The sequence below is a fragment of the Bartonella sp. B10 genome (assembly GCF_053794435.1).
Window position 1 is genome coordinate 41695 of record NZ_CP200030.1, and the last position, 15568, is coordinate 57262.

15 protein-coding genes are annotated in these 15568 nt (G+C 36.9%); all 15 read left to right on the forward strand.

Annotated features, from left to right (window positions below):
- Positions 1-76 precede the first annotated feature (76 nt).
- The 15 genes from V3565_RS00195 to V3565_RS00265 all read left to right on the forward strand — a co-directional run bounded on the left by V3565_RS00195 (position 77) and on the right by V3565_RS00265 (position 15516).
- Complete coding sequence (locus V3565_RS00195; RefSeq protein WP_455478340.1) at positions 77-442, forward strand: NADH-quinone oxidoreductase subunit A; 366 nt, start codon at positions 77-79, stop codon at positions 440-442.
- Positions 433-1014 (forward strand): NuoB/complex I 20 kDa subunit family protein, encoded by a 582-nt coding sequence (locus V3565_RS00200; RefSeq protein WP_455478341.1) that lies wholly within the window; start codon positions 433-435, stop codon positions 1012-1014. The genes V3565_RS00195 and V3565_RS00200 overlap by 10 nt, the downstream gene beginning before the upstream one ends.
- Positions 1015-1028: 14 nt before the next feature.
- Positions 1029-1640 carry an NADH-quinone oxidoreductase subunit C gene (locus V3565_RS00205; RefSeq protein ID WP_455478342.1) on the forward strand — a complete coding sequence of 204 codons (612 nt, stop codon included), beginning with the start codon at positions 1029-1031 and terminating at the stop codon, positions 1638-1640.
- 87 nt (positions 1641-1727) lie between these two features.
- On the forward strand, positions 1728-2918 hold the full coding sequence (locus V3565_RS00210; protein WP_455478343.1) for an NADH-quinone oxidoreductase subunit D: 1191 nt from the start codon (positions 1728-1730) through the stop codon (positions 2916-2918).
- The gene (nuoE, locus tag V3565_RS00215) at positions 2918-3571 is read left to right on the forward strand and encodes an NADH-quinone oxidoreductase subunit NuoE (RefSeq protein ID WP_455478344.1); all 654 of its coding nucleotides are present in this window, start codon (positions 2918-2920) and stop codon (positions 3569-3571) included. The genes V3565_RS00210 and nuoE overlap by 1 nt, the downstream gene beginning before the upstream one ends.
- 164 nt (positions 3572-3735) lie before the next feature.
- Positions 3736-5043: an NADH-quinone oxidoreductase subunit NuoF gene (gene nuoF / locus V3565_RS00220; RefSeq protein ID WP_455478345.1), complete on the forward strand. Its 1308-nt coding sequence runs from the start codon at positions 3736-3738 to the stop codon at positions 5041-5043.
- 62 nt (positions 5044-5105) lie between these two features.
- Positions 5106-7178: an NADH-quinone oxidoreductase subunit NuoG gene (gene nuoG / locus V3565_RS00225; protein ID WP_455478887.1), complete on the forward strand. Its 2073-nt coding sequence runs from the start codon at positions 5106-5108 to the stop codon at positions 7176-7178.
- Between the two features lie 22 nt (positions 7179-7200).
- Complete coding sequence (gene nuoH / locus V3565_RS00230; protein ID WP_455478346.1) at positions 7201-8247, forward strand: NADH-quinone oxidoreductase subunit NuoH; 1047 nt, start codon at positions 7201-7203, stop codon at positions 8245-8247.
- A 14-nt stretch (positions 8248-8261) separates the two neighbouring features.
- The gene (gene nuoI / locus V3565_RS00235) at positions 8262-8753 is read left to right on the forward strand and encodes an NADH-quinone oxidoreductase subunit NuoI (protein WP_455478347.1); all 492 of its coding nucleotides are present in this window, start codon (positions 8262-8264) and stop codon (positions 8751-8753) included.
- A 97-nt stretch (positions 8754-8850) separates the two neighbouring features.
- Positions 8851-9471, forward strand: coding sequence for an NADH-quinone oxidoreductase subunit J (locus tag V3565_RS00240; protein ID WP_455478348.1), 621 nt, complete (start codon positions 8851-8853; stop codon positions 9469-9471).
- A gap of 12 nt (positions 9472-9483) precedes the next feature.
- A complete protein-coding gene (nuoK, locus tag V3565_RS00245) occupies positions 9484-9792 on the forward strand; it encodes an NADH-quinone oxidoreductase subunit NuoK (protein ID WP_455478349.1) in 309 nt (102 codons plus the stop codon).
- 6 nt (positions 9793-9798) lie between these two features.
- Entirely contained in the window at positions 9799-11766 is a 1968-nt protein-coding gene (gene nuoL, locus V3565_RS00250) for an NADH-quinone oxidoreductase subunit L (RefSeq protein WP_455478888.1), read from the forward strand.
- Positions 11766-13235: an NADH-quinone oxidoreductase subunit M gene (locus tag V3565_RS00255; protein ID WP_455478350.1), complete on the forward strand. Its 1470-nt coding sequence runs from the start codon at positions 11766-11768 to the stop codon at positions 13233-13235. Before nuoL ends, V3565_RS00255 begins: the two co-directional genes overlap by 1 nt.
- Positions 13236-13252: 17 nt before the next feature.
- Positions 13253-14707 carry an NADH-quinone oxidoreductase subunit NuoN gene (nuoN, locus tag V3565_RS00260; protein WP_455478351.1) on the forward strand — a complete coding sequence of 485 codons (1455 nt, stop codon included), beginning with the start codon at positions 13253-13255 and terminating at the stop codon, positions 14705-14707.
- Positions 14707-15516, forward strand: a complete 810-nt coding sequence (locus V3565_RS00265) for a biotin--[acetyl-CoA-carboxylase] ligase (RefSeq protein WP_455478352.1) — start codon at positions 14707-14709, stop codon at positions 15514-15516. The genes nuoN and V3565_RS00265 overlap by 1 nt, the downstream gene beginning before the upstream one ends.
- The last annotated feature ends 52 nt before the right edge of the window (positions 15517-15568 follow it).

Sequence of the window (15568 nt, forward strand, 5' to 3'; positions counted from 1 at the left end):
ACGGTACCTATGTCTGTAGAAAAAATGTCCTGAATTATGCCTTTGGGGCTATGCGAGTGGAATGCGGAAGAAGATTATGATTCATTTATTAAGTTCTTATTTGCCAGTGTTGATTTTTATCGCTATCTCGGCAATTATTTCTGGGACTTTGTTGGTTATGCCTTACGTTGTGGCCTATCGTTCACCTGATCCTGAAAAATTATCAGCCTATGAATGTGGATTTAATTCTTTTGATGATGCTCGTATGAAGTTTGATATTCGATTTTATCTTGTTTCAATTTTATTTATCATTTTTGATCTTGAGATTGCTTTTCTTTTTCCTTGGGCGGTTTCATTTAGTTCGATCGGTATATTTGGTTTTTGGTCGATGATTATATTTTTAGCACTTTTGACTGTTGGATTTGTGTATGAATGGAAAAAAGGAGCTTTGGAATGGGATTGATATTTAATAATTCAACGGTTACTGCTCCAAAGCCAAAAGGAATTATTGACCCGAATACAGGTGAGCTGATTGGTTCCGATAGTAGTTTTTTTTGTGATATTAATGCTGAGTTGTCAGATAAAGGTTTTTTAGTTGCTTCTGCAGATGCTTTGATTACTTGGGCTCGTACTGGTTCTTTGATGTGGATGAGTTTTGGTTTGGCTTGTTGTGCTGTCGAAATGATACAGTGTTCAATGCCTCATTATGATAATGAACGTTTTGGATATGCGCCTCGTGCTTCACCTCGTCAGTCAGATGTGATGGTGGTAGCTGGTACTTTAACAAATAAAATGGCTCCTGCTTTGAGAAAAGTTTATGATCAGATGCCTGAGCCGCGTTATGTGATTTCTATGGGGTCGTGTGCAAACGGTGGTGGTTATTACCATTATTCTTACTCTGTTGTGCGCGGGTGTGATCGTATTGTGCCTGTGGATATTTATGTTCCGGGGTGTCCTCCTACAGCGGAGGCGTTGCTGTATGGCATATTGTTGTTGCAGAAAAAAATCCGTCGTACTGGATCTATTGAGCGATAGGGGGGCTTTGTTTTATGAAGGGTGAGTCATTGGTTGAGCTTGCTGCCTACTTGAAAAATAAGTTAGGAGATAAGCTTGAAGAGGCTATTCTTGCTTTTGGTGAATTAACCATTATATCACGTCTTGATGCAATCGTAGATGTTTTGATGTTTGTTCGTGATGATTCTCGATGTCAGTTTATCAATATTACAGATATTAGTGGTGTCGATTATCCTTCTCGTGATAAGCGTTTTGATGTATCTTATCAATTGTTGTCTCCTCGACATAATTTGCGGTTGCGTGTTAAGGTTCGTACCGATGAAAATACTCCTGTTACGTCTGTTTGTTCAATTTATTCCGGAGCAGAATGGTATGAGCGTGAGATATATGATATGTACGGGGTTTTATTTTCAGGTCATCCGGATTTGCGGAGAATTCTAACTGATTATGGATTTGAAGGGCATCCTTTACGCAAAGATTTTCCTGTAACAGGATTTGTTGAATGTCGTTACGATAATGAAGAAAAGAGGGTGATTTATGAGCCTGTTGTGTTACGACAAGAGATGCGAGAATTTGATTTTCTTTCTCCTTGGGAAGGTGCTCAGTGTATTTTGCCATGTGATGAAAAAGAGAGTGGTACAAGATGATGTTGCGGTTAATTAATTGTGGTATATAGCTTTAAGTTAATAAAATTTTTCAGTGCTGTAGTAGTTTTTTGAAGTAAAGGATTGGCCGTGGCTGAAGTCAATGTTCGCAACTTTAATATCAATTTTGGTCCGCAGCATCCTGCAGCGCATGGGGTTTTGCGCATGGTTTTAGAATTAGACGGTGAAGTTGTCGAACGTGTGGATCCGCATATTGGATTATTACATCGCGGCACCGAAAAATTGATGGAAACAAAGACTTATCTTCAAGCTGTTCCTTATTTAGATCGTTTAGATTATGTTGCTCCTATGAATCAGGAGCATGCTTTCGTTCTTGCTATCGAAAAATTATTAAATATTGAGATTCCCAAACGAGGGCAGTTAATACGCGTTTTGTTTTCTGAAATTGGACGTATTCTTAATCATCTACTTAATGTTACAACGCAGGCAATGGATGTTGGTGCTTTAACTCCTCCGCTTTGGGGATTCGAGCAACGTGAAAAATTGATGATTTTTTATGAGCGTGCGTGTGGTGCACGTCTTCATGCTAATTATTTTCGTCCTGGTGGTGTACATCAAGATTTGCCTGAGTCTTTAATTGAGGATATTGGTAATTTTATTGATCCATTTCTTGTAGCTCTTGGTAAACTTGATGCGCTTATAACACCAAATCGGATTTTTAAACAGCGTAATGTTGATATTGGAGTGATTAGTATTGATGAAGCTTGGGCGCGCGGTTTTTCTGGAGTAATGATTCGAGGGGCTGGTGTTGCGTGGGATTTGCGCAAAAGTCAGCCTTATGAATGTTATGATGAAATGGAATTTGACATTCCTATCGGTAAAAACGGCGATTGTTATGATCGATACCTTATTCGTATGGAAGAAATGCGTCAATCGGCAAAAATTATGCGTCAGTGTGTAGATCGCTTGCTGAGTACCGAAAAAAATGGGCCAGTTTCGAGTTTGGATAATAAAATTGTTCCACCAAGACGTAGTGAAATGAAAAGTTCTATGGAGGCTCTTATTCATCATTTTAAGCTTTATACGGAAGGTTTTCATACTCCTCCTGGTGAAGTTTATGTTGCTGTAGAAGCTCCAAAGGGTGAGTTTGGTGTTTATTTGATTTCTGATGGAACAAATAAACCATATCGTGTTAAGTTGCGTGCTCCTGGTTTTGCTCATCTCCAAGCTATGGATTTTTTAACTAGAGGTCATATGTTGGCAGATGCTACAGCTATTTTGGGTTCAATTGATATCGTTTTTGGGGAGATTGATCGCTGATGTCTGTTCGTCGTCTTGCAGATGATATTTATCAACCGGCAGAATTTTCTTTTACAAAAGAAAATCAGGTATGGGTGCAAAATACTATAAAAAAATATCCTGTAGGTCGTGAGCAATCTGCTGTAATTCCATTATTAATGCGTGCTCAAGAACAAGATGGTTGGGTAACACGCGCTGCAATTGAGCATGTTGCTCAGATTCTGTCTATGGCTTATATTCGTGTCTTGGAGATTGCAACATTTTATACTCAATTTCAGCTTAAGCCTGTTGGAACAAAGGCACATATCCAAATTTGTGGTACGACGCCTTGTATGTTACGTGGCTCTGATGAACTTATTAAAGTTTGTCAAAAGAAAATTCATCGTGAACCTTTTGTTACTAATCAGAATGGAACATTGTCATGGGAGGAAGTGGAGTGTCTTGGTGCTTGTGTCAATGCTCCAATGGTTATGATTTTTAAAGACACTTATGAAGATCTTACAGCTGAGCGTCTTGAAGAGATTATTGATGCATTTAAAGAAGGTAAAGGTTCTGAGATAGAGGTTGGTCCACAAAATGGACGTAAATCATCGGAGCCAATTAGCGGTTTAACTTCTTTAATTAACAATGATGAAGAAAAAAAGAAATCTCTCAAATCTTCAAAAAGAGAGTAATGGAGAGATAGAGGTGTAATGCATGTTTCTTCTGGAGAAGTTATTTTGTTGTTTTATTCATTGTAACAACTTCTGATTAAAAGTAAAAGCTTTGAAAAGGTATTTAAGATTTACATTTAAGGAAATGCTAAGAATGTTACAGTCAAGAAGTAAAAGGGTGGGGTATGCTGGCTGATAAGGATCGCATATTTACCAATATTTATGGTTTAAAGGATAAATCGTTGAAGGCGGCGATGTTGCGTGGGCATTGGGATGGCACCAAAGCAATTATTGAAAAGGGTCGTGATTGGATTATTAATGAAGTAAAAGCATCAGGTTTGCGTGGTCGTGGAGGTGCTGGTTTTTCTACTGGAATGAAGTGGTCATTTATGCCAAGACAAAGTGATGGTCGTCCACATTATTTAGTTGTAAATGCAGATGAATCAGAACCTGGAACATGTAAAGATCGCGACATTTTGCGACATGATCCTCATACGTTGATTGAAGGGTGTGTTATTGCTACGTTTGCTATGGGAGCAAATGTGGCTTTTATTTACGTTCGTGGTGAATATATTCGTGAACGTGAAGCACTTCAAGCCGCCGTGGATGAATGTTATGATGCAGGATTACTTGGTCAAAAAACTAAATATGGGCATGCTTGTGATATTATCGTCCATCATGGTGCTGGTGCTTATATTTGTGGCGAAGAAACAGCTCTTCTTGAGAGTCTTGAGGGGAAAAAAGGTCAGCCTCGAGTTAAGCCACCTTTTCCTGCAAATATAGGAATTTATGGCTGTCCAACAACAGTTAATAACGTAGAATCTATAGCTGTTGTTCCAACGATTTTGCGTCGTGGTGCGTCGTGGTTTTCATCGATCGGACGTGCAAATAATACTGGAACAAAATTGTTTATGGTTTCTGGTCATGTTAATGCACCTTGTACATTTGAAGAGGCCTTAGGTGTTTCTTTTCGTGCGTTAATTGAGAAACATGCTGGAGGCATTCGTGGTGGATGGGATAATCTTTTAGCAGTTATTCCAGGTGGAGCTTCTTGCCCAGTTGTTTGTGGTAAAGATATGATTGATGCGATCATGGATTTTGATGGAATGCGCGATGTTGGCTCTTCTTTTGGTACGGGAGGGATAATTGTTATGGATAAATCGACTGATATTATTAAAGCAATTTGGCGTATATCAGCTTTTTTTAAGCATGAAAGTTGCGGTCAGTGTACACCGTGTCGTGAGGGCACTGGTTGGATGATGCGCCTTTTAGGACGTATGGTTGAAGGAAGAGCACAAAAACGTGAGATTGATCTTTTATTTGAAGTTTCTAAACAAATTGAGGGACACACTATTTGTGCACTTGGTGATGCTGCGGCTTGGCCTGTACAGGGGTTGATACGTAATTTTCGTCCAGAAATTGAGCGTAGAATTGATGATTATACAAGAAATGTAACACAGAGAAAAAATATTGCTTTGGAAGCAATAGGATAGAAGCTTTTTGAAAGAATTAAGGAATGCGAGTTTAGATGGGTTATTTGCAGACTGGATGAATGATGATAAATATCAAAGTTGATGGTAAAGAGATTGAGGTTCCTAATCACTACACGTTACTTCAGGCTGCCGAAGCTGCAGGTGCTGAAGTTCCGCGTTTTTGTTTTCATGAAACTTTATCAATTGCTGGAAATTGTCGTATGTGTTTGGTTGAGATCAAAGGTGGTCCTCCAAAACCTCAAGTTTCTTGTGCCATGGGCGTTCGTGATTTACGGTTTGGTCCTAATGGTGAAGTGCCTGAAATTTTCACTAACACGGCAATGATCAAAAAAGCGCGTGAAGGCGTTATGGAATTTCTTCTCATTAATCATCCTTTAGATTGTCCTGTTTGTGATCAAGGAGGGGAGTGTGATCTTCAGGATCAGGCATTATTTTATGGACGTGATTGTTCTCGTTATACAGAAAATAAGCGTGCTGTAGAAGATAAATACATAGGTCCACTTGTAAAAACTTTTATGACACGATGCATTCATTGTACACGTTGTATTCGTTTCATGACTGAAGTAGCAGGTGTTTCTGAGCTTGGTTTGATAGGCCGTGGTGAAGATGCTGAAATTACAACATATCTTGAAAAAGCAATGACATCTGAGTTGCAGGGAAATGTTATTGATCTTTGTCCAGTAGGAGCTTTAACTTCAAAACCTTATGCATTTCACGCACGTCCATGGGAATTGATTAAAACAGAATCTATTGATGTGATGGATGCTGTTGGCAGTGCTATTCGCATTGATAGTCGTGGTCGTGAGGTTATGCGTATTACACCACGTACAAATGAAGATATAAATGAGGAATGGATTTCTGATAAGACACGTTTTGTTTGGGATGGATTACGTACTCAAAGACTTGATAGGCCGTATGTGCGCGAAAATGGAAAATTTCAGCCAGTAAGTTGGACAGAAGCTTTTACAAAAATTAAGATGGTAGTTTCTAAGACTTCGCCAGAAAGAATTGGAGCAATTGCAGGAGATCTTGCATCCATTGAGGAGATGTATGCGCTAAAAAAATTACTAATTTCATTGGGGTCAAATGTATTTGATTGTCGTCAAAGAGGAATGGCTTTGTCTCCAGAATTGGGTCGTTCAAGTTATATTTTTAATCCAACGATTGCAGGTATTGAACAGGCTGATGCATTGCTAATTGTGGGATCTAATCCGCGTCACGAAGCTGCTGTTTTGAATGCACGTATTTTAAAGCGTCAAAGAATGGGGCAATTTCCTATAGCGTTAATTGGAGAAAAAGTTGATTTACGTTATCCGTATTTTTATCTTGGAACTGGTACTGATGCGTTAAGTGCGCTCATTCGAGGAGAAGATGCATTTTTTAATGTGTTGAAAGAAGCTGAGAGACCACTTATCCTTATAGGAGAGGGAGCTATTTCAGGTAATGAAGGTTTGTCTGTTTTAAAAAATCTTGCAAAGTTGGCTGATATTATTGGGGCGCTTAGCGATAAATGGAATGGATTTGGTATTCTTCATAATGCTGCATCAGTTGTTGGTGGATTGGATATAGGTTTTACTTTTAAGCTTGGTACTGAGAATATCATTAAAACCTGTGAGGTTTTATTTTTGCTTGGTGCTGATGAAGTGGAGCTAACCAATAAAAAGGCTTTTACAATTTATATTGGTAGTCACGGTGATAATGGTGCGCATGCAGCTGATGTTATTCTACCAGCATCAGCTTATACTGAAAAATCAGGGATTTATGTGAATACAGAAGGGCGTGTTCAAATGACAAATCGGGCTGGTTTTGCTCCGGGTGAAGCAAAAGAAGATTGGGCTATTTTGCGTGCTTTATCTGATGTTTTAGAGAAAAGACTTCCTTTTGATTCGCTTTCTCAATTAAGACAGAACCTTTTTAGCGATTATCCACATCTTTGTGCTATTGATGATATAGCACCTTCTAGCGATTTAAATGATCTTAAGGCTCTTGGTTCACAAATGATTGTTTTAAAAGCACAGCCATTTATTTCTACGATTAAAGACTTTTATTTGACAAATCCGATAGCACGTGCTTCTGCAGTTATGGCCGAATGTTCATCTTTAGCAAAGAATTATGCTACGCGGTTAGTAGAGTAAGAGTAAAGGAAAAGGAATAATTATGTATGATTTTTTTATAGCATGGTTATTGCCGTTAGTGATTATGATTGGAAAAACGCTTCTCCTTTTGATTGTTCTTTTGATTTTAGTTGCTTATCTCCTTTATGCAGATAGAAAAATTTGGGCAGCTGTACAATTGCGACGTGGTCCAAATGTTGTTGGTCCATGGGGATTATTGCAGTCTTTTGCGGATTTAATTAAATTTGTTGTTAAGGAGCCTATTATCCCTGCTGGTGCTAATAAAGGTGTTTTTCTTTTAGCACCTTTTGTTTCTGCTACACTTGCGTTATCAACTTGGGCTGTTATTCCAGTAAATGAAGGCTGGGAGGTAGCGACTGTTAATGTTGGTGTACTCTATATTTTAGCTATTTCATCTCTTGAAGTCTATGGTGTTATAATGGGAGGGTGGGCATCAAATTCTAAATATCCTTTTTTAGGGGCACTTCGTTCAGCAGCTCAGATGGTTTCTTATGAAGTTTCAATAGGGCTGGTGCTTGTAACTGTTATTTTAGTAAGTGGTTCATTAGATCTCACAACAATTGTTAAGAAACAAAGTTATGGGATTGGTACAGCTATTGGTCTTCCTTTTAGCAGTTTTCTTGATTGGAATTGGTTAATTTTATTTCCAATGTTTATTATATTTTTTATTTCTGCACTTGCAGAGACAAATCGTCCACCTTTTGATTTAGTCGAAGCTGAGTCTGAGCTTGTTGCAGGTCATATGGTTGAATATTCTTCAACACCTTATATGCTTTTTTTTCTTGGTGAATATGTTGCTATTGTTTTAATGTGTGCATTGACGACTATTCTCTTTTTAGGAGGATGGTTACCTCCTTTTGATATTTGGTTGTTTAATTGGGTACCGGGTGTCATTTGGTTTGTTTTAAAAGTTTGTTTCGTATTTTTTTGGTTTGCTATGGTTAAAGCATTTGTCCCGCGTTATCGTTATGATCAATTAATGCGTCTCGGTTGGAAGGTTTTTCTTCCTATTTCATTGGTGATGGTTGTGATAACTGCTGCTTTTTTGAAATATACTGGTTTCGCTTAAGAGGAGGTTTTACTATGTCAAGTCTTATTCAGGCAGCAAAATCGCTTCTTTTATTAGAGTTTTTGAGTGCTTTTTTTTTAGCGATGCGCCAGTTTTTTTCGCCAAAACCTACAATTAACTATCCTTATGAAAAAGGTTTTGTTTCTCCACGTTTTCGTGGTGAACATGCTTTACGCCGTTATCCAAATGGTGAAGAACGATGTATCGCTTGTAAGTTATGTGAAGCAATTTGTCCAGCTCAAGCTATTACGATTGAAGCAGAACCACGACAAAGTGATGGTACACGTAGAACTATTCGTTATGATATTGATATGGTTAAGTGTATTTATTGTGGTTTTTGTCAAGAAGCTTGTCCAGTTGAAGCTATTGTTGAAGGACCTAATTTTGAATTTGCAACAGAAATGCGTGAAGAACTTTATTATGATAAAGAAAAGCTTTTAATGAATGGAGATCGATGGGAGCGGGAAATTGCTCGGAATATATTGATGGATGCACCTTATCGTTAGGTAAGTTATTGAATGAGTGATCGGATCATCTTTCCGATGAATTGTAATACGGTATGAATTTTCATGTCAATTATTTTATTAGATTAAGGAGAGGCCTATGCTAACAGATCTAGCGGCGGCATTTTTCTATTTATTTTCTTTTATGATGCTTTTAAGTGCAGTTATTGTCGTTACTGTTCGTAATCCGGTTCATTCGGTTTTATTTTTGATATTGGCATTTTTTAATGCTGCAGCTTTATTTTTGCTTGCGGGAGCAGAATTTTTGGGTCTTATTTTGCTTATTGTTTACGTTGGTGCTGTCGCAGTTTTGTTTTTGTTTGTGGTTATGATGCTAGATGTTGATTTTGCTGAATTAAAGAGTGGAGCGCTTCGGTATGTTCCTATTGGTTCCATTGTCGGTTTAATCATTGCTGCAGAGCTTATTGCTGTTTTTTTTAGTAGTCATTTTTATCCTGTTTTAAAAACTAATATTACGCAACCCATGCCTGATTTAGCAAAAAGAACAAATACACAAGCATTGGGGGATGTTCTTTATACAGATTATATCTTTTATTTTCAAATTTCTGGAGTGATTTTATTGGTTGCAATGATTGGCGCTATTATTTTAACACTTCGCCATAAGTTGGGTGTTAAACGGCAGTCGATTGCAGTGCAGGTGTCTAGGACAGTAGAGAGTGCAATTGAAATTAAACAGGTTGAATCAGGAAAAGGTATTTAAGAGGGGATCATTATGCACGTCGGTATTACTCATTATCTAACTGTTTCTGCTTTGATGTTTACGATCGGTATTTTTGGTATTTTTCTTAATAAGAAAAACGTGATTATTATTCTTATGTCAATTGAGCTTATATTGCTTGCAGTTAATCTTAATTTTGTTGCATTTTCAGCGCTTCTTCATGATCTTGTTGGTCAGATATTTGCTTTATTTATCTTAACTGTAGCGGCTGCTGAGGCTGCAATTGGTTTGGCGATTCTTGTTGTTTTTTTCCGTAATCGTGGTTCCATTGCAGTTGAAGATGTTAATATGATGAAGGGCTGATGAGTGATGTGTTATGTTATTGTCTTTCTTCCACTTTTAGGCTTTTTAATTGCTGCTATAGGAGGAAAAACTATAGGGGCTCGTGCCAGTGAATTGGTTACATGCAGCTTTATGGTTATTGTTGCTATATTATCTTGGATAGTTTTTTTCAATATTGCTATCGGTAATATTTCAGGAGTTAATATACCGATATTGCACTGGATTGCTTTAGGTGATTTAAGCTTTGATTGGGCATTGTATATTGATACACTAACAGCTGTTATGCTCGTTGTAGTGAATAGTGTTTCGGCATTAGTTCATATTTATTCGATTGGTTATATGCATCATGATCCATCAAGGCCTCGTTTTTTTGCATATCTTTCTTTATTTACATTTATGATGCTTATGTTGGTGACATCCAATAATTTAATTCAGATGTTTTTTGGCTGGGAAGGTGTTGGGCTTGCTTCTTATTTGTTGATTGGTTTTTGGTTTCAGAAAGATTCCGCTAACAAGGCGGCAATGAAGGCTTTCGTAGTTAATCGTGTTGGAGATTTTGGTTTTCTTTTAGGAATTTTTAGCGTTTTTATTTTATTTCAATCTGTTAATTTTTCTTTTATTTTTGAAAAGGCTGCAGACAATAATTTCGTACAAAGCGTAACATTTTTTAATTATCATTTTGAAAGACAAGCAGTTATTACTGTTACATGCCTTCTTTTGTTCATTGGTGCTATGGGGAAGTCAGCACAATTTCTTTTGCATACATGGCTTCCAGATGCAATGGAAGGACCAACGCCTGTATCAGCCCTTATTCATGCAGCCACAATGGTCACAGCTGGTGTCTTTATGGTTGCTCGTATGTCTCCAATTTTTGAACTTTCTTCTGTTGCTTTAACAGTGATTATTATTGTTGGAGCAACTACAGCATTCTTTGCAGCAACTGTGGGAGTTGTGCAAAATGATATCAAGCGTGTTATTGCTTATTCTACATGTTCACAACTTGGCTATATGTTTGTTGCGTTAGGTGTTGGTGCTTATGGAGCAGCTGTTTTTCATCTTTTTACTCATGCGTTTTTTAAAGCTTTATTATTTCTCGGTGCCGGTTCTGTTATTCATGCTGTATCTGATGAACAAGACATGCGAAAAATGGGAGGATTATATAAGCATGTAAAGGTAACTTATTGGATGATGATAATAGGAACCATTGCATTGACAGGAGTTGGAATTCCGGGAACACTATTTGGTACAGCTGGTTTTTTTTCTAAGGATGCAATTATAGAGTCTGCGTTTGTATCGCATAATGTTGCTTCCGGATACGCTTTTTGGCTTCTTATTTTTGCTGCTTTATTAACAAGTTTTTATTCATGGCGTCTTGTATTCATGACATTTCATGGCAAATCACGTGCAACTGTTGATGTTATGCATCATGTTCATGAATCGGCGCTGATTATGTTGTTTCCACTGTTTGTTTTATCTATTGGAGCATTGTTTTCTGGTGTGTTTTTTCAACCTTACTTTTTTGGTGATTTATATAATCTATTCTGGAAAGGTGCGTTGTTTACGGGAAGCCATAATCATATTCTTCACGAAATTCATGGTGTGCCAAATTGGGTTAGATGGGCACCATTCACGGTCATGATTCTTGGATTGATATTGGCTTATTTATTCTATATTGCTGTCCCTTCTATACCAAAAAAGATTACTAAATCATTTCCTTCAGCATATCATTTTCTGTATCATAAATGGTATTTTGATGAGTTGTATAATGTTTTGTTTGTTCGTTCTTCTCTCAAGATTGGTCGCTTTCTTTGGAAATTTTGTGATGGTAGAGTCATTGATGGTTTTGGGCCGAATGGTATTTCTGCGTATGTTGTCAGTATTGCAAATAAAGTTGTTCGAATGCAAACAGGCTATCTTTATCACTATGCGTTTGCAATGCTTATCGGTGTCGCAGTATTGATCACGTGGATGATGCTAGGGGGAGGTATAGACTAATGACTGATTGGCCTATTCTTTCTACAGTTACATTTTTACCACTTGTTGGTGTAATTTTGATTTTGTTGATTAAAGATGATAGTGAGGCAGCAAAGCGTAATATACGCAACGTAGCATTATTTACGAGTATATTTGTTTTTGTTATTTCTTTAGTGATTTGGTTTGGATTTGATAATACAAACCCTGATTTTCAAATGGTTGAAAAGTTAAGCTGGTTAGGTAGTGGTATTCACTATCATATGGGCGTTGATGGTATTTCTGTTCTTTTTGTAGTTCTTTCAGCTTTTCTTTTGCCTTTTTGTATTTTTGCAAGTTGGAAAACCGTTCAGGATAGATTAAAAGCTTATATGATTGCTTTTCTTCTTCTTGAAGTTGCAATCATTGGAGTTTTTTGTGCTCTTGATGCAATTTTATTTTACGTCTTTTTTGAAGGCAGCCTCATTCCTATGTTTATTATCATAGGTGTTTGGGGGGGCGCGCGTCGTGTTTATGCAAGCATGAAGTTTTTTTTGTATACCTTACTTGGTTCAGTGCTTATGCTAGTTGCTATTATGGTTATGTATTGGGAGGCTGGAACACTTGATATCCCAACATTACTTGCTTATCAGTTTTCCACACAAATGCAGACGTGGTTATGGGCTGCTTTTTTTGCTTCTTTTGCTGTCAAAATGCCGATGTGGCCGGTTCACACATGGCTGCCTGATGCTCACGTAGAGGCACCAACGGCTGGATCTGTTATTCTAGCTGGTGTATTGCTAAAATTAGGTGGTTATGGTTTTCTTCGTTTTTCCTTACCAATGTTTCCTATTGCTTCGGCCAATTTTGCTCCTTTTGTTTTTACATTGTCACTGATTGCTATTATTTATACATCATTGGTTGCACTTGTTCAAAATGATATAAAAAAACTTATCGCTTATTCATCAATAGCCCATATGGGATATGTAACTATGGGAATTTTTGCTGCGAATGAACAAGGTATTCAAGGTGCTATTTATCAGATGTTATCGCATGGAATTGTTTCAGCAGCTTTGTTTCTTTGCGTTGGGGTTATTTACGATCGTCTTCATACACGTGAGATTTCTGATTTTGGTGGTTTAGTAAACAATATGCCTAAATATTCTGTTGTTTTTTTGATTTTTACTATGGCAAATGTCGGTTTACCAGGAAGTTCAGGATTTTTGGGAGAATTTTTGACTTTAATAGGTGTCTTTCAAATTAATAAATTGGTTGCATTTTTTGCTACAACTGGTGTTATTTTGTCAGCTGCTTATGCATTATATCTTTATCGTCGTGTAATTTTTGGCTCTTTGGATAAGGAGAGTTTAAAATTGCTTACTGATCTTTCTATGAGAGAAAAATGTATTCTTTATCCAATGGTTGTTCTTACGATATTTTTTGGTATCTATCCAACGCCTATTTTTAAAACAACAGCATTTTCCGTAGAAGCCCTTATCGATAAACTTCACTAGATAAAAGAAGAAGATTTATGCAAACCGAAATAGTAGTTCAGTTATTGTTAATTTTCCCGGAGCTTTTAATAGCGTTGGGGGGGATAGTCTTGCTTTTGATTGGTGTTTATTCTAACGCGCGTTCATATTTGACTGTAACGGGTTTAGCAATCGCTCTTCTTGTTGCAACTATTGTGATTATTATTGTCTTTCCTCAAAGTGGCCTGTTTCAAACAAATGCTCTCATTATTGACTCTTTTGGCCGCTATATGAAAATTTTAACGCTTATTGGTGCATTATTTGCTCTTATTATGTCTGTTGGTTTTGCCTGTACTCAGAAGTTTGATATATTTGAATTTCCGGTATTGGTTCTTCTGGCGACTCTTGGCATGATGCTGATGATTTCAGCAGGCAATATGCTATCACTTTATATCGGATTAGAATTACAGTCTTTAGCTTTATATGTTTTGGCTGCTATCAATCGTGATAATGTAAAATCTTCTGAAGCAGGAATAAAATATTTTGTTTTAGGAGCGTTATCTTCAGGATTACTGCTTTATGGTATTTCTTTACTTTACGGTTTTACTGGTCAAATTGGTTTTCGTGAAATCGCGTTTGCATTAAAAGATGAAAGTTTGCAATTGGGGGTAATTTTAGGAATTGTTTTTATTTTGGCTGGTTTAGCGTTCAAAATTTCTGCGGTTCCATTTCATATGTGGACACCTGATGTTTATGAAGGAGCACCAACACCTATTACAGCATTTTTTGCGGGTGCTCCTAAAATTGCGGCAATGGCGTTAATAGTGCGCATTATTGTTTTAACTTTTGTTCCATTAGGTAGCTCTAGTGGCTCTATGCCTGCGTGGCAACAAATTTTGGTGTTCATGGCAATTGCATCCATGATGCTCGGTGCGTTTGCTGCAATCGGTCAGAGTAATATCAAACGTTTAATGGCTTATTCATCTATTAGTCATATGGGATATGCACTTGTTGGTTTAGCTGCTGGAGATATCCTTGGAGTAAAAGGCGTTATTCTTTATATGACTATTTATCTTGGTATGACTCTCGGTTCATTTGCTTTTATTCTTGGGATGCGATCTCGTAGTGGACATTTTGAGAATATTTATGATCTTGCTGGGTTAGTAAAAACTAGTCCTTTTATGGCTATTGTGATGACAATACAGCTTTTTTCTTTAGCTAGCATTCCACCTATGGCCGGTTTTTTTGGTAAATGGTACACATTTTCTGCTGCCGTTCATTCTGGCCTTACTCCACTTGCTGTTATTGGCATGATAACATCCGTTGTTGGAGCTTTTTACTATTTGCGGATTATTAAAATTATGTGGTTTGATGATGTGAAGGTTCATTTTATTAATTTATCTAATGAACTTCAGTTTTGTCTTGGTTTTTCTGCGTTATTTATTTTATTTTACACTTTTTGGGGAATTTGGTTTGCTGAATTAGCAGAAAAAGCGGCAGCATCATTATTTTAATGGATATGGTTTATATTTTATCAAATTTTGCACAAGAACAAGGATATTCTGTTGAATCTTATGAAACTGTTGATTCCACAAATATTGTTGCACAGAGAAAAGCACATGAAGGTCATAATGGATATCTTTGGATTGTTGCACAGGAGCAATTAAAAGGAAGAGCAAGGAGAGGTAGGGCTTGGCATAGTCCAAAGGGAAATCTTTATTCGAGTCTTTTGTTAATTGATGATATTGTATATCAAACTTTTGCTCAGCTTGGTTTTGTTGCTGGAGTTAGTGTAGTAGAAGCAGTACAGAGATTTATAAAAGATAAAAATACCACAAATAGTATAGTTAGTTTAAAGTGGCCAAATGATGTTCTTTTGGGAGAAGCTAAAAGTTCTGGGATTTTAGTCGAAATTTTTAAATTATCACTACAACGATATGCAGTGGTCATTGGTATAGGAATGAATGTACAACATTACTATGAAGATGCGCCGTACCCAACTTCAAGCTTAAACAATATTGGTTTACATGTTGATGCGAAACAGTTGTTCACAGTGTTAACTGATTGTTTTGCTGAGAATTATCTCATTTGGAAACAACCAAGAGGGTGTGATATAATTCGAAAAAAATGGCTTTCATATTCTGCTCATCTTGGTCATAACATAAAAGTAATCAATGATGAAAAAGTGATTGAAGGTATTTTTGAAGATCTTGATTGTAATTTTAATTGCATTGTAAGACAAAAAGATGGTCTAAGAATCATCATAACAGCTGGAGATGTTTATTTGAATTCGGCTGCTTCTGTTACTGCAGATCATTATTAATTTATAAATTTTATTTTACCATTAGATTATCTTTGATAATTCAGGAGATTTT

Coding starts and splice junctions, on each gene's coding strand:
- nuoF (WP_455478345.1), top strand. CDS start 3,736: ATGCTGGCTGATAAGGATCGCATATTTACCAATATTTATGGTTTAAAG.
- nuoK (WP_455478349.1), top strand. CDS start 9,484: ATGCACGTCGGTATTACTCATTATCTAACTGTTTCTGCTTTGATGTTT.
- V3565_RS00265 (WP_455478352.1), top strand. CDS start 14,707: ATGGATATGGTTTATATTTTATCAAATTTTGCACAAGAACAAGGATAT.
- V3565_RS00240 (WP_455478348.1), top strand. CDS start 8,851: ATGCTAACAGATCTAGCGGCGGCATTTTTCTATTTATTTTCTTTTATG.
- nuoL (WP_455478888.1), top strand. CDS start 9,799: ATGTGTTATGTTATTGTCTTTCTTCCACTTTTAGGCTTTTTAATTGCT.
- nuoG (WP_455478887.1), top strand. CDS start 5,106: ATGATAAATATCAAAGTTGATGGTAAAGAGATTGAGGTTCCTAATCAC.
- nuoH (WP_455478346.1), top strand. CDS start 7,201: ATGTATGATTTTTTTATAGCATGGTTATTGCCGTTAGTGATTATGATT.
- nuoN (WP_455478351.1), top strand. CDS start 13,253: ATGCAAACCGAAATAGTAGTTCAGTTATTGTTAATTTTCCCGGAGCTT.
- V3565_RS00255 (WP_455478350.1), top strand. CDS start 11,766: ATGACTGATTGGCCTATTCTTTCTACAGTTACATTTTTACCACTTGTT.
- V3565_RS00195 (WP_455478340.1), top strand. CDS start 77: ATGATTCATTTATTAAGTTCTTATTTGCCAGTGTTGATTTTTATCGCT.
- V3565_RS00205 (WP_455478342.1), top strand. CDS start 1,029: ATGAAGGGTGAGTCATTGGTTGAGCTTGCTGCCTACTTGAAAAATAAG.
- nuoE (WP_455478344.1), top strand. CDS start 2,918: ATGTCTGTTCGTCGTCTTGCAGATGATATTTATCAACCGGCAGAATTT.
- V3565_RS00200 (WP_455478341.1), top strand. CDS start 433: ATGGGATTGATATTTAATAATTCAACGGTTACTGCTCCAAAGCCAAAA.
- nuoI (WP_455478347.1), top strand. CDS start 8,262: ATGTCAAGTCTTATTCAGGCAGCAAAATCGCTTCTTTTATTAGAGTTT.